Source organism: Vineibacter terrae, from assembly GCF_008039615.1.
In the GTDB taxonomy this organism is placed as follows: domain Bacteria; phylum Pseudomonadota; class Alphaproteobacteria; order Reyranellales; family Reyranellaceae; genus Vineibacter; species Vineibacter terrae.
On the sequence record NZ_VDUZ01000039.1, the window covers coordinates 20,755 to 34,861 of the forward strand.

Here is a 14,107-nt window from a genome sequence, read left to right on the forward strand (position 1 = left end):
ACGAACTATGACCACCACCACAACGCCCTGGCGGAACGTCGTCACCCCGCACGACAACATCAAGCAAGGCAAGGTGAAGCAGAGCGATTTCGCCGCCAGCCTTGCCGACGTGCTGAACAGCAGCGGCAACCCGGACTATTTCGACCCAGTCCGCTTCTTCAACCGCACGTTCCTCACGGGCGGGCTGCGGCAGCTCGCGGGCGAGGTGGTTGGTCGTCTCACGGGCCAGGGCGACGGCGACGCCGTCATGCAGATCCAGACGCCGTTCGGCGGTGGCAAGACGCACACGCTCATCACGCTCTACCACCTCGTGAAGAACGGGCGTGCGTGCTTCGACCATCCGGCGCTGAAGGAGTACTGGTTCGAGCGCGGCTGGAAGACGCCGCCGGCCGTTCCCGTCGCCGCGTTCGACGGCAACCAGATCGGCGTTGGCGCGGTGGAGCTCGAGCCTGGCCTCTCGGTCCAGACAATGTGGGGCCACCTCGCGTGGCAGCTCGCGGGCAAGGCGGGCTACGAGCTGGTGCGGAACTTCGATGCGGACCGCGTCTCCCCCGACGGCAACGACATCGACAAGCTGCTCAAGTTCTCGAAGGGCGGGCTCATCATCCTCGACGAGGTAGCGAACTACGTCGAGACGGCCGCCGCAGTGTCGGTGGCCGACTCGACGCTGGCCGCGCAGACGCGGACGTTTCTGCAGCGCCTCACCACGCGCGCCGGGCAGCATGAGCGCGTCATCGTGGTCGCGACGCTGCCGCGTAGCGACGGCACGCAGACCCACGGCACGGCCTCGCTGCAGGTGCTTCAGGCGCTCCAGGAAGTCTTCGGCCGTGTGCAGAAGGTCCGCGAGCCTGTGCAGGGCGACGAGGTCCACGAGATCATCCGGCGCCGCCTCTTCGTGCCGTTCGGGCAGGACACCGACGACAAGGGCACGCGGACCAAGAAGGCCAACAACCAGGACGCGACGATTCAAGCGTACATCGCTGACCTGAAGGCCCGCCCGCAGATACCGGAGTCGGCGAAGGAGCGCGACTACGCGGAGCGGTTCAAGAAGAGCTACCCGTTCCATCCCTCGCTGCTCGACATCCTGAATCTCGTTGGCGCGAACCCGAAGCTCCAGCGCACGCGCGGCGTGCTCCGCGTGCTCGCGCTGCTCGTCGCCGACCTGCTGAAAAAGAGCCACAACGGTGGGCTCATCCAGGCGAGCGACATCGATCTGACCCACGAGGAGCTGCGCTCCGAGCTACTCGAGCTGGTCGACCGCGAGTTCCGCTCTGCGCTCGAGGCCGACATCATCGGCGCGACCGCGAACGCCCCTGAGCTCGACAAGCAGAGCCCGCTGATGACGCAGTGGCACGTCGCTGCGGGCCTCGCGACCACGACGTTCCTGTTCACCTGCGAGGCGGGTAACGGCTCGCGCGGTGCAACGCCTGCGGAGCTACACCTTGCGTCCGCCAGACCCGAGATCGACTTCGGCACCATCCCCGGCGTCGTGCTGCAGATGAAGGAGCGCTTCCACTTCATCAACACCGAGGGCGAGCGCTTTCGCTTCTCGACGACGCCGAACCTCAATCGCATCCTCCTCGACGCGAAAAACGGCGTGGACGACGAGCAGGTGCGGGAGCGGCTTGGCGCCGAGCTGCGCAAGCTGCTCTCCGCAGCGCCGCTCTCTCCGTACGTCTGGCCCGAAAGTTCCGGCGACATCGCCGACAGCGCGAGCAACAAGCTCGTCGTGATGCCGCCTGAGCGCACCCTCGGCGTGGCGAACCGCGCCGAGACGCAGGCTGCCGTGCTCGACATCCTCAACAAGAGCGGGACGGCCACGCGCACGCGGCGCAACACGCTCGTCTTCCTCATCGCCGATGAGAGCGAGGTCGCCGCGCTCAAGGAGCGGGTGCGAGGTCTCCTGGCGACGGAGAACGTCGACACCAACCGCGAGCGCCACAACCTCTCGAAGACCCAGATCACGCAGCTCCAGACGGAGAAGGCGAACTCCTCGAAGGGCGTGCGCCAGCAGATCCTTCGCGCCTACCGCCACGCAGCGTGGGGCGGCAGCAACGGCGACCCGCTCAAGATCCTCGACATGGGGCAGCCGCCCGCGACGACGGACCAGAACCTCACGGACCTCGTCGTCGCCTTCCTGAAGGACAAGCAGAAGTACCTCGAGCAGATCGCGCCGATCCTTCTGGTCCATCCTAGGAAGCTCCAGGTGTGGCCCGAGGAAGAAGCCGCGCTGAGCCTCAAGGCGCTGCCCAACTACTTCCGGCAGTTCACCCACCTGCCGATCCTCAAGGACGACGACGTGCTGAAGCAGTCGATCGTCGAGGGCGTCAGCATGGGCACCTTCGCGCTCTGCGAGGGCGCCACAGCCGCGGACGCCAAGGTCGTCCACTACAAGGACAAGATCGCTGCGACGGGCGTGTCGCTCGAGGATGGACATCTGCTCATCCGGGGCGCGCTCGCCGAACAGAAGCTGGTCGAACAGAAGGCCAAGGACGCCGGGGGAACCTTCATCGGCACGGGCCCCATCGGCGGCGTGACCGTCGTGGCGCAGCCGGGCGGAACCAGCAACGGAGGCACGGCGCCGGTCGGTGCTACGGGAACATCGGCGAAGCCCGTGGGCGGCGCCAAGGACAAGAAGGCGCGTCGCGTATCGCTCGACGCCGAGGTGCCCTTCACCGACTTCCACACGTTCTACACCGGCATCATCAACGCGCTCGGGCGCAACGCGGACAACATCAAGATCGTCGTGAGGGTCGAGGCGTCTGCCGAGAACGGCTTCAGCCCCACCGTCATCGAGGACACGGTCAAGGAGACGCTGTTCAACCTGTTTCGCTCCGATGACCTGCTGAAGATCGACGAGGAGTGAGAGCGCGCATGAACAAGGACGTCCACGACATCCTCAATCGCTACATCGCGGCGGAGCTCGGGCGGTCCTTCGTTCTGCCTGACGTCACCGAGCTCTCTCGCCAGCGCTCGGCGTTCCTCGCGCACTTCGGGCCCGAGCAGCTTGCCAAGATGAGCGGCCCGGACCTACTGCGGCTGCTCCCTCACAACGCCAGCAACGACCAGCCGATGGACTATTGGCTGGAGTTCAAGAACGACGGCGAGTTCAACTTCGCACTGTTCGGCAGCATCGCGGGTGGCTCGGCGGCAAAGTTCGGCCCGTGGCAGGAGAAGAAGACGGGCGCGTGGCGCTCGAAGCTGGAGGGGGGACGGGAGATCCCCAACATCAGCGAGGCGGATGCGCTGACGGCACTGGAAGAGCGGCGCGCCGAGCTGCTCAACGCGGTCGAGGCAGTGGGCGCCTTCCACGGCAAAGAGGCCAAGGACATCGACCCGCAGAAGTTCCAGAAGGCGGTCGAGGATGCCGCCCCGCGCTGGAGCAAGAGCGCGTGGATGCACAAGTACCTGCACCTCGTCTTCCCGGACCTTGTGACGTGGAACGCGACGACGTCCTGGTCCGAAGCGACGCTGTACTACGTGGGCGAGAAGCCTCGGTGGGAGGGGCTCTACGCAATCGACATCCAGATCATCCGGTTCTGGAACAGCCTCCCCACGCTGGTAGAGGTACCGGTTCAACTTCGCTATCGCGTCGGCAAGGGGCTCATCCCACGAGACCACTGGTGCCTCGGGCTCGCGGGCGAGGTCGATGCGTGGAAGGAGATGCTCGCGCACGAGCACCTCGCTCTGGGCCCCTCGAAGGTCGGGAGCCTCGCGGAGGCCATCGCGCTCAACAAGAAGAGCGACATCAGCGTCGTCGTGCGAACCGCCTTCCAGGATGCCTCGCTCGACGCCCATTCGACCGAGGCCCGCAACCTCATCGAGCTGGTGTACCGCCTCGAAGAGGGCAGCCTCGTCGCGCTGCTCTCGGACGCCTCGACGGTCGAAGCCGTCGGTATCGTCACGGGCAGCTACCGCTTCAAGCAGGGAGCGAAGCGGCCCCATGAGGTTCCGGTCCGGTGGGTTCACAACCGCAGCTTCGAGGTCTCGACGCCGATCAGCGAGCTGGGAACGGGCCTGGTCTCGCTCGAACCCACGCATCCTGCCGTCGCGGACATCGAGGCCTCCTTGCTCGTGAACGGCATCGGGCCCGCCTCGTGGCCGAACTTCAACTCGCTCGCGGACACGCCCTCGGTGCTGCTGCCCAAGGTCGTCAGCGGAGCCGCGCACTCGTCGGGTGTGAAGGTCGATCCGCCTCCGCCGCTTGAAGGCATCGCGCGCCAGGTCGTCGACATGCTCGACCGGAAGCGGCAAGTCATCCTCTACGGCCCCCCCGGCACCGGGAAGACTTACCACGCGGAGCGCATCGCCCTCGAAGTCATCGCGCGCCACAACTTCAACTGCCTGCCCTCGCAGCTCTCTGACCGCCAGCGCGACATGGTCTACGGGCGCGGCGGCACCGATCCGTTCATCGCGACCTGCACCTTTCACCCGATGTACTCCTACGAGGACTTCATCGAGGGGTACCGGCCCGACGGCGATGGCTTCAAGCTCGAGCCAGGCATCTTCAAGAAGATGGTGACGGCGGCACAGGCGCAGCCTGCCAAGCGGTTCGTCCTCATCATCGACGAGATCAACCGAGGCAACATCCCGAAGATCTTCGGCGAGCTCATCACGCTCATCGAGACCTCGAAGCGCGCCACGACGAGCGCGATGCTGCCACTGTCGAAGGAGCCGTTCACGGTCACCGATAACCTGCTGGTTATCGGCACGATGAATACGGCGGACCGCTCCATCCTGCTCCTCGACACCGCGCTTCGTCGGCGCTTCGCGTTCAAGGAGCTGCTGCCCGAGCCGCACCTGCTCCGCACCGGCAGCATCGCTGACGTCGCACTGAGCACGTGGCTCCGCGCCATCAACCGCCGCATCGTCGAGCAGCTAGGGCGCGACGGTCGCAACCTGCAGGTGGGCCACGCGTACTTCATGTCGGGTGGCAAGCCCGCTGCCACCATCAGCCGCATCGGCGAGATCGTGCGCGACGAGCTTTGGCCGCTCTTGCAGGAGTACTGCTACGAGGACCCGAACAAGCTCGCGAACATCCTCGCGGCCGACAGGGGCGGCGTGTTCGATCGCGACACGGCGAACCTTCGCTTCGAGCTTTTCGAGCCCGGCCGCGAGGACGCGCTCGCGCAGGCGCTCACCGCCATCGTCACGCCGGACGACAAGAAGCACGACGCCGTGCTCGGTGACGACCTGCCGGACGACGAGGATCTCGAAGAGCCGCACGACGACGAAGGCCCGAAGGCATGACCCCACCCCCTGTTCTGCAGGTTCGCGAGTGGAGCACCACCACGCCCGAGACGCCGGGCGCTGGCGCGCTCCTGCGCGACGTGCGGCTCTCCGCTGCCGACCGCGAGCTGATCGCGGAGCTGGAGGGCCGCGCAAGCCTGCGCTTCACCGAGCTGCGCTCCGGGCTCTCGGTGTCCGTCGGTCCGCACATCGGCACCGTCAACCTCAGCTCGATGCGGCTCGTCATCCTGCCGAAGCTGCGCCTCGGCAACCTGATGCGCATGGTCGCCTACGCTTTCGACCTCTCCGACCTGCTCGTCACGGAGACGCGCACGACCTACGAGAGCGCGGAACACGGGCTCATCGATCTCCTCGGCTTGTCGCTGCTCCGGGCCATCGAGCGCATCGTGCGGGGCGGGCTGCTGCCGACGTACCAGTCGCGCAACGAGGACATCGCCACGCCGCGAGGGCGTCTCGATCTTCGCCACATCGCGACGCACCCGCGTCGGGCGACCTTGCGCTGCACCTACGACGACCTGACCGTCGACCACGAGCTTAACCAGGTCTTGGCCGCGGGCCTTCGCCTCGCGGGGTCAGTGATGGACTCCCGCGACCTGCGCCTCGATCTCGCCCGCTCAGCAGACCGCTTCTTCGGCGACCTCGAACGTCGCCCGCTGACCACGGACTGGCTCGAGGCGATGCTGTCCGGCCTTGATCGTCGATCGAGCCACTACCGAACCGCGCTGACGCTCATCGCCCTTATCCACCACGGGGCACGCCTCGGCGAGCACATCGAGGCGGGCGCGATGCCGCTCTCGAGCTTCACGCTCAACATGAATATGGTCTTCGAGCGCTTTCTCGGGCACTACCTGTCGGAGCACTGCCCCGACGACGTGCGGATCGGCATGCAGGACGTGCGCTCCGACGTCTTCAGCTACATCGAGAACGCCGGAGGCTGGAACCACCCCACGATCCGGCCCGACTTCGTCTTCCGCCGCCGCAAGCAGGTCGTCGCGGTCGCCGACGCGAAGTACAAGAACCGCCACGAGAACCCGCCGTCATCGGCCGAACTGTACCAGCTCACGACCTACGGCTTGGCGTACGCGATGCCCGAGTCGCGCGAGGTACTACTCCTTCATCCGCTCGCGCGAGGCGAGTTCGAGCGCGCGACGACGCTGCTCTTCGCGCCGTCGGCAGCGGGCCAGCAGGTTCGCATCCGGCTCGTGGGCGTCCCGGTCGACGACCTCCTCGACGGCACGGTCAAGCGCTGGTGGCCGGTGCCTGCCGCGCCTTCGGCGGCTGTCGTTCCGCCCCGGGTCGTCTCGGGCGCCGACCAGATCGGAGCGCGGTGATAACCCGCGCCGATCTGCTCAATAGGCTCTTCGAGACCTGCCAAGACGCGATGATCAGGGCTTCCGGCTGCGGTCCTGAATGTCGGGGCGACCGCACGCACAGCGAACGGTCGCCAACACGTAATCGTTCCGAAATATCCAGGGCATCTAGACCCGTTCAGTCGACGGGCTGCGGGGGCATGTTCTGCAGCCCAGTGCTGGGCGACACGGCCGCCGTCGGGACTCTTCGGTCGATGTGCTCCGGTATGATCGGATCGTGGATTGTGACGCGGGAGTGTCCGAGCTGCTCAAGACACGGCTTGCCGCGACCCTCAGAATCGGCTGAAACGCTCTTCTTGCGGCGCAGTTGATTGCAGTGGGCCTGGGGCGGGATTGTCCGCGCTGGAGCGGTGGGCGGTATGGGCGGATGGAGACGGCAACGCGAGCGGGATGCCGCTACCGCACTATTGCCAGAGGCGGTAGTCGCCACGACCCATGCCCATGATCGTATGGCGGTTGGCAATGAAGAGAACGTGCGTGCAGCAGTGCGCGGTGCCCGCTCGGTTTTTACAAAGACGACTGGCAGCGGGATTCCGAGACCGGCGTGGTCGAGATTTCGTCACGCCTCCGAAGGTCGCCCAATCCGTATTCCGATGCGCTAAGCATGGCTGAGCACCTCATCGAGCGTGGTCGCCTTCACATAGCGGGCCGGGTCCTGGTCAACCGCGAGCGCCTTGAAGTGCGCCTCGCTGCACGCGATCTTGGCGGCTTCTTGATCGCGGAGGTCTTCGGTGAAAAGGCTGCCCTTCGTCTCGACGACGAGATACAGGCGTTCCTGCCCGTCGATCTGTACCAGCACGGCCCAATCGGCATTGTAGCTGCCAAGCGGCGTCGGGACTTTGAACCAGCCGGGCAACTTGGCGTAAACCTTCACCGCGTCGTTCTTTTCGAGCTGCTCCGCGAAGGTGCGTTCCACGCCGCCGGAATCGTAGATAACATGCTCGAAGACGAATTTCTCCGTGTCCTGAACCATGTTCTTGAGATAACCCCCTTGCGCCCGACCAGGGCCGTCTTGAACGACCCGAGTGCAACGATGTCGAACAAGCGCGCGAATCGCTCGTCGGCGCTGTCACAACCGGATCGCCCTCCAATCCACGCCGTCGAACGTCACCTTGTTCAGGGCCGCCGCCATCGCGACGATCATGTTGGTGGCCTGGTCGTGGATGTAGGTGCCGCTTACGGTCTGATCCGCATGCCCCGTTATGAGATCGTTCAGTTCCTTAGCAACACCGGCGCGGGCCAGCGCTGTCTTCAGGGTGTGTCGAAACGAATGGAAGACCTTGCCCTTGCCCGTCACACCCTGCTGGTGACGGTAGGTGCGATTGAACCAGTCGTTGATCTTGTCCTTCGGCTTCCAATCGGGAAACAGAAGCGTCTCGTGCTTGTCCCGAAGCATTTGCACGTACTCGCGCAGGCCCAAGCGAATCAGTTCATCATGCACCGGCACAATCCGCTTGGAGCGCACATTCTTGGACGCGCCAGCGAGGTGAAACACGAGGACACCTTGCTCGGTATAGATCTCATCGAGCCTGAGGCGTGCGAGCTCGCTGGATGACCTGGCGCCCGTGAAGAGGGCAAGGAGCAGCGCCCAGTGTCGTGTGTCAAACGGCACCTCCGGGGCAAATAGGGGCGGCCCGAAGATCTTGGCCAGCTCACCAGGCGTGAAGGGATACCGACTGGGCTCCCTGAAGGCGTTACCTTCGTCGACCTTGACCCCGGCTGCTGGATTGTCCGGGATGATGCCGTTATCGGCACACCATCCCAACACCGAGCGAAGATGCGCCAGCCATTTGTCCCGAATCGTCGCCGGACTAAGGGTCGGGTAAGGCGTTGCCCGCTTCTGGTTCGCCTCGATGGCCTCGGGGACCGTCATGCCTGGAAAGCGCATGGTGTACCGATTGGGAAGCCTGAGCAGGGCACGCTTGTAGGCCAGGATGTCCTGGCGCGTGATCTCGCAAATCGGCTTGGGGGTGCCGAAATGCTCTTCGGCCATGCGAACGGCGACGCGGTACTCGTCGGCGGTGGCATCTGCGACCCTCCGTTCCTCCTGGAACATGGGCAGCAAGTCCGAGAGTGTCTTGGTGCTGTGCTCGGACAGAACGCGCGCGCCGCCCAATACTGACAAGGGTCGGGTAGTGGGGACGACCGGGGCCGGGTCAATCAGGATCGGATCCGTCGGTTTGCCAGAAAAATCCGCCCCATCTCTTTCCACCTGGCGGGTAACGGCCTCAGTGCGAGCTCTTAGGATAGCCTTGGCCATCTCCAAGTAGATGGGGGTGCCCCTGGCAGCGACCACGTCGCCAGCCTCGATCATTGCGTCTAGGATCGGCTCGACCGCCGCGAGACTTCCACCCCCAGCCTCCCGGCGGACCTTGTCCAGCAAGGCGGGTCGGATAGCTCGGCCCAGAAGCTGTTCGACGATGCTGTCTTCCGCGAGAGGCCCGAAGCGGAGCTGTTCATCGCGGGCAAGCTCACGCTCGTAGTAAAGGCGCGCGACGGTTTCCGGGGTCTGAGCCTTCTCGGATGCTTGCAGGCGTGCTGCATCTAACTGATCTTGGAGGTCCGCGACTGCCCTCGGGAGCTTCTTGAGGGCCACCTTCCGATCTGGTCCCAGCTTCTGTCTGAGTTCGGTCTTACCTAAAATTCGCCGAAGCTCTGCGGGAACCACAATTCGCGCGAAATACCGACCATCACGCTCAATCAAATACTTTTCTCTGCCCATGGTCCACGCACGCACGCCAAGTTTGTAACGAGGTTTGTAACGACGACATGGGCGGAAAGCCATGGCTTTTCAAAAAGTTGCGGCAAAATCGCACTCGGATCGTCGTCATCCGGAGTATCCCACCCTCTCCGCCATTTCGACAAATTATTCAATTATTTCAAGAGCTTGTTGGTGAAACTCCATGGTCCGCACAAGCCTATCCACAAGTGCGATCGGGTAGGTCGCGGCCAACGTGGTTTTTCGCGGCCGCTGGGCGCGACTGATCCTTGTCGGCCGTCTGGTGGGGCCGCGACAGATGACGCCCAGGACACCCCAGAACTGATCCAGGCGATGGTCTGGGCGATCGTGCCGGTCCCTTTCCGGTTCACGGCGTTTCTGCGTTCCGCCTTGCGTAGGTGTATGCCTCGGGCGGGTTGACCAACCGGGAGGAACCTAGACCACCCTGTTGCCCAGCGGCATATTCAGGGTATGGCCCGTTTCCCGCTGCCAACGCACACGGAAGCGCTGACCGACGAGCACATCATTCCTTTCGCTCTCGGTGGACGATGGGTGGTTCCCAAATCAAGCTGTGCTGCCTGCGCCCGTGCCACGGGAGCCTTTGAGCAGGTGTTTCTACGCACGATGCTGGGTCCGTTACGCATGTACTTCGACATGCCAACGCGCCGTCGGAAAGCGCGCCCGAAGAAGCTACCTCTGAAGGTGAAGCTCGGGCCTGAGGATGACTGGACGTTTGTCGACGTCGATCAGGAGGTTGCGGCTGAGGTTGGCATTGATGCGTTCGAGCCGTTCTTGCGCAGGATCATTTGCCAAAACGAGACCTCGAACGTCGTGCAGTACATCGGCGGCATCAAAAGAACGGAGAAGGCTTCGACGGAGTTGCTCCAGATATCCATCGTAACGCACCCTAAGATGCCATCCGACTTGATCACCGTACGCATCCGACTGCTAGCGTGCTAAGGCGTCATCCACGAATAACTACATCGAAACAGGTCGGTTCGACGGTGTAATTCCAGTCGCCATGGAAGTCATGGCGTTTGAGATTGATCGCTTGCAGGTCGGCGTCCGAGACTTTGATGCCGGCCGGATAGGTGTTGGGATCGAGTTGGCAGCGCACCGTCAAGCCCGCCTTGGTCGTGGTGGCCGCGATCAGCTCGACGATGACTTTGTGGCTGACCAGCGGCTTGCCGCGCCAGTTGGCGGTGATGAACGAGAACAGGCGATGCTCGATCTTGTTCCACTTGCTGGTGCCGGGCGGCAGGTGGCAGACGGTGATGGGCATGCGCAGCTCGTCGGCGAGCCTCTGGAGCTCCAGCTTCCACAGCCGCACCCGTGAGCCGTTGCTGCCGCCGCCGTCGGCGGTGATCACCAGACGCGTGGCGCCAGGGTAGCGCGGGCGGCCGCTCTGCAGCCACCAGCTGCGAATGGCGTTGGCCGCGAATGCCGCCGTGTCGTGATCGATACCGACGCTCACCCAGCCGGTATTGTCGGCGATGTCGTAGACGCCGTAGGGCACCGCGCGCCCCAGTTCCGGGATGACGAAGTCGTGCACGCGCACCTGCGGCGGCGAGCCTTGGGGATGCCATTCGCGCCCGGCATTCTTGAAATCGCCGACCAGCTCCTTCTTCTTCGTGTCCACCGAGATCGCCGGCTCGCCGGCGGCCAGCGCCGCCTTCACCTGCTCGTTGATGTAGTGGAACTGGGCGTCGCGATCAGGATGGCTCGACCCCTCGCGGGCCTTGCGATTGGCCTGCAGCCGATAGCCCAGCTGGTGCAGCAGCTCGCCCACCAGCGTGCGGCCGATCTGGTGGCCCATGGCGCACAACGCGCCGGACAGCTTGCTCAGGCTCTTGCACGTCCACAGCAGCGGCGACTGGGGATCGCCCCGCGTGTCGGGCTCGATCAGCGCCCGCAGGTCAGCGACCAGGCTCGGATCCGTCGCGCTCTTCGGCTTGCCACCAGCCCCCGGCCGACGCACCCGCGTCGGATCAATCGTCTCGCCGCTGCGCACCTCGCGCAAGGCCCGGCCAATAGTGCTGCGGGCGATGCCGGTGGCACGCGCCACCGCTGCGATCCCGCCGCGCCCCGCCGCCCGCGCCTCCGCCGCCGCAAAGCGCCGCCGTGCCCGTTCGTCGAGCACAGGACGCAGCGTCTCAAACCGCTGCCGGATGACTGATTCATCGATCACACCGGCATGCTATAGGCCCCGCCAGCCAAACGGAATCCATCACCCCCAAACCGCCGATCACGATCGATTCATCTATCGGCGGACAACGCCTTAGGTGCTCCAACTCAGCAGGTTACGTATGGGACTCCCCGTACGTAACGAAGCCTGCCGGCGATGTTCGTCGTCGCACGCGCGTTGCAAAGCCATACAGTTCGCTGTTTTCCAATTCTGGAATGGTGACGAAATCCATTTCGATCTGGTACTCGCTGTACTTCCCGATCAACCGGCGGATACCGTCATCCGACGTGCTGGAAAAGAGGCATTGATGTCACGGCGAGGGCGGCGGGCTATCGCGGGGCGGACAGCGGGACAAAGGGCCGATCGCTTCAATTCGGACTATGTTGTTGTTGCGGGATGGCGCGCGTGGGGGGCTGACTGGTGCAACTTCATGCAAGCATCGTGGGGAGCCGGCCATGATCACCGCCGAAGAAAAGGCAGCGCTCGAACGCTTGATCGGACAGAAGGCCAAAGCCTTCAGGACCCACGAGAAGTTTCTCGCCAAGGAGATCAGCAAGGGCACGAAGCAGACGGCGTTTCACACCATTTCGCGGCACGGCTACCAGACGGGCTGGGAAGCACAGCTGGTCCGGCTGATGACCGGTGAAACGCCGGACCAGCCCTTCGCCCAGACCGGCGTTCGCGGCACGATCCTGCAGTGGGACACCTCGATGGGCGACACGATGAACGCGCCAGGTCGCACGCGGAACATTCGCTACGCCGAAGCGGACAGCGTGGGCGCCTTCCTGAATCCGGAAGTCGAGGTTGCCGCAATCAACGCCGCCGCTCTACGAACAGCGGATCTGAGAACCGGGATGTGGGCCGAGATGGTCACCGGACATGGTCCCAGGCAGGTCAAGACGTGGTGCAAGTACAAGTACATCGAAATCATCGTCCATCCGCCGTCCGAGATTTGCGGCATCAGCTTCGTGCGCGATCAGAGCAAACCAAAGCGGTCGAAGGACGAGTTCGAAACGGCGTTCAACGACTACCTGGAAGGGACCAAGATCCTCAAAGGCAAGACGGTCTCGCTGCACGATGAGATGGTGTACAGAGAGGCCAAAGCCAAAGGCAGCGAGATCCCGGCTTACCTCGTGGCCAAGATGCAAACGCGCTTCCCGAACCTGTCCGATCTCCTCGACTACCTGCATGTCCAGGCGGTCTCGATGAAGAATGTCCGTCTCGTGCTCAAGCGCGTTCCGGAAGACAGCTTTAACTGGAAGCTGCACACCGCCTACGCGGTGAACCAGGCGCCGATGATCCGGCCCGACGCGCCCGGCAAATGGAACGGACGGATCAAGTCTCATGACACCGCTCTGCCGCGGCTCCTGTCCACGGTGGTGTGAGGCAGGGGCTGCTGATGCGACCCGGGGGCACGGCCCGCGACATCCACCACAATGATCGGCAAGCCATGTAATCGGAGGCACGCACCAGTTTTGTACAGTTTGACGTGACCGCGAATGTGCCGCCCATCGCTGGGGTGGGGCGGCGCTCGACAAGCCCTTCCTCCTCCATCGCGGCGAGCGTCGCCCCAAACGGGCGCTCATTTTGACTCCTCCGCCCAGGCGCACACGATCGACGTTGTTAGCCTTGACCCGAGCGAGAACTGGTACTGGGGACCGCGACGTTCTTGCCATCGACCACTGTGATCGCCGGCGAGCTTGGCGACGTGCTGGCTTCCTGCGCTTCCCTACTTGATCCGGCTCGCGTGCAGTGAGGTGCTACATTCGCTTGCCGAGTCTGTTCGGCGATTGAATTCAAGAACACAAACATCAATGATGCAGCTCTGTCGGCTTGGCAGTTGTGGCGCCGGTCCGTCATTCTACGGCGCGGTCGCGGACCTGAGGCCGCGCAGACAAGGGAACCCGACAATGGCCAGCATCATCAGGCGGGCGCTGTATTTGGGTGCCGTTGCCCATCTTGCCGCAACGGCCGCGCAGGCTCAGGAAAAATTCTGTCAAGTCGTCATTCAATGGAGTGGAGATCGCACCCGTCCACTCGACGACAAAATTACAGGAATCGGTACATGCTCGCCGGGCATGGCTTTATCGGTCAGCAACCTCGCGCGCGCCGATTCAACACCCTACATTGCCAAGTATTGCGATCTTTCCAAGGCGGTCGTGATGCACGTCCAACCAGGTTCAAATCAGACCCCTGCATCGTCAGCGTTTGCATGCGTCTACGCGGGCGAGCGCACTCCAGAGTCCTTGAAAAAATAGCATCGTGGGGCAATTCACGACGCTTCAAGGCTGGCAACAGGTGACGTTCAGGGCGCTCTCGCCCGGTGCCGACAACGTCGACGGCTGTCGTGTGAGTCCGTAATGCCCAAAATGGTCAAGATCGGACCCAATTGGATGTCGTCGAGTCCGCCCATCGGTGCGGCGCCGATGAACGACGCTCACGCGGCAAAACGTCTTTCAGGAGGCTCTGCGGGCATCCGAAGAATATGCGCGCCAGTGAAATCGCGATGGATGCACGCGCCATCGCCTTGGCGTATGGAGATTGGATTGGATGCCTCTTGCCAACGCAGCGCAGGCGGCGCAA

General features: G+C 63.9%; 9 protein-coding genes. 6 read left to right on the forward strand and 3 right to left on the reverse strand.

Annotated elements, in window-relative coordinates; translation table 11 throughout:
• The first annotated feature begins 7 nt into the window (after nucleotides 1–7).
• From FHP25_RS28385 to FHP25_RS28395, 3 genes are read left to right on the forward strand one after another with little or no spacing between them, the layout of a single operon-like run.
• A complete protein-coding gene (locus FHP25_RS28385; protein ID WP_147850359.1) occupies nucleotides 8–2,866 on the forward strand; it encodes an ATP-binding protein in 2,859 nt (952 codons plus the stop codon).
• 8 nt (nucleotides 2,867–2,874) lie between these two features.
• A complete protein-coding gene (locus tag FHP25_RS28390) occupies nucleotides 2,875–5,250 on the forward strand; it encodes an McrB family protein (RefSeq protein WP_147850360.1) in 2,376 nt (791 codons plus the stop codon).
• On the forward strand, nucleotides 5,247–6,581 hold the full coding sequence (locus tag FHP25_RS28395; RefSeq protein ID WP_147850361.1) for an McrC family protein: 1,335 nt from the start codon (nucleotides 5,247–5,249) through the stop codon (nucleotides 6,579–6,581). Before FHP25_RS28390 ends, FHP25_RS28395 begins: the two co-directional genes overlap by 4 nt.
• 637 nt (nucleotides 6,582–7,218) lie before the next feature.
• On the opposite strand, the gene FHP25_RS28400 is transcribed toward FHP25_RS28395, so the two are convergent.
• Both FHP25_RS28400 and FHP25_RS28405 read right to left on the reverse strand, forming a co-directional pair.
• Complete coding sequence (locus FHP25_RS28400; protein WP_231712511.1) at nucleotides 7,219–7,593, reverse strand: restriction endonuclease; 375 nt, start codon at nucleotides 7,591–7,593, stop codon at nucleotides 7,219–7,221.
• 96 nt (nucleotides 7,594–7,689) lie between these two features.
• Nucleotides 7,690–9,342 (reverse strand): site-specific integrase, encoded by a 1,653-nt coding sequence (locus tag FHP25_RS28405; protein ID WP_178133842.1) that lies wholly within the window; start codon nucleotides 9,340–9,342, stop codon nucleotides 7,690–7,692.
• Between the two features lie 468 nt (nucleotides 9,343–9,810).
• Between FHP25_RS28405 and FHP25_RS28410 the strand changes: the two genes are divergently transcribed.
• Nucleotides 9,811–10,299 carry an HNH endonuclease gene (locus FHP25_RS28410; RefSeq protein WP_147850363.1) on the forward strand — a complete coding sequence of 163 codons (489 nt, stop codon included), beginning with the start codon at nucleotides 9,811–9,813 and terminating at the stop codon, nucleotides 10,297–10,299.
• A gap of 4 nt (nucleotides 10,300–10,303) precedes the next feature.
• Here FHP25_RS28410 and FHP25_RS28415 read toward each other — a convergent pair whose 3' ends face one another.
• Nucleotides 10,304–11,527: an ISAzo13 family transposase gene (locus FHP25_RS28415; protein WP_147850364.1), complete on the reverse strand. Its 1,224-nt coding sequence runs from the start codon at nucleotides 11,525–11,527 to the stop codon at nucleotides 10,304–10,306.
• 452 nt (nucleotides 11,528–11,979) lie between these two features.
• Here FHP25_RS28415 and FHP25_RS28420 point away from each other — a divergent pair, with 452 nt between their 5' ends.
• Both FHP25_RS28420 and FHP25_RS28425 read left to right on the forward strand, forming a co-directional pair.
• The gene (locus tag FHP25_RS28420; protein ID WP_147850365.1) at nucleotides 11,980–12,909 is read left to right on the forward strand and encodes a hypothetical protein; all 930 of its coding nucleotides are present in this window, start codon (nucleotides 11,980–11,982) and stop codon (nucleotides 12,907–12,909) included.
• Between the two features lie 525 nt (nucleotides 12,910–13,434).
• On the forward strand, nucleotides 13,435–13,782 hold the full coding sequence (locus FHP25_RS28425; RefSeq protein WP_147850366.1) for a hypothetical protein: 348 nt from the start codon (nucleotides 13,435–13,437) through the stop codon (nucleotides 13,780–13,782).
• The last annotated feature ends 325 nt before the right edge of the window (nucleotides 13,783–14,107 follow it).

Bases quoted from the DNA above. Each gene is read 5' to 3' on its own strand.
- FHP25_RS28420 (WP_147850365.1), top strand. From the start codon at position 11,980: ATGATCACCGCCGAAGAAAAGGCAGCGCTCGAACGCTTGATCGGACAG.
- FHP25_RS28405 (WP_178133842.1), bottom strand. From the start codon at position 9,342: ATGGGCAGAGAAAAGTATTTGATTGAGCGTGATGGTCGGTATTTCGCG.
- FHP25_RS28425 (WP_147850366.1), top strand. From the start codon at position 13,435: ATGGCCAGCATCATCAGGCGGGCGCTGTATTTGGGTGCCGTTGCCCAT.
- FHP25_RS28410 (WP_147850363.1), top strand. From the start codon at position 9,811: ATGGCCCGTTTCCCGCTGCCAACGCACACGGAAGCGCTGACCGACGAG.
- FHP25_RS28385 (WP_147850359.1), top strand. From the start codon at position 8: ATGACCACCACCACAACGCCCTGGCGGAACGTCGTCACCCCGCACGAC.
- FHP25_RS28400 (WP_231712511.1), bottom strand. From the start codon at position 7,593: ATGGTTCAGGACACGGAGAAATTCGTCTTCGAGCATGTTATCTACGAT.
- FHP25_RS28395 (WP_147850361.1), top strand. From the start codon at position 5,247: ATGACCCCACCCCCTGTTCTGCAGGTTCGCGAGTGGAGCACCACCACG.
- FHP25_RS28390 (WP_147850360.1), top strand. From the start codon at position 2,875: ATGAACAAGGACGTCCACGACATCCTCAATCGCTACATCGCGGCGGAG.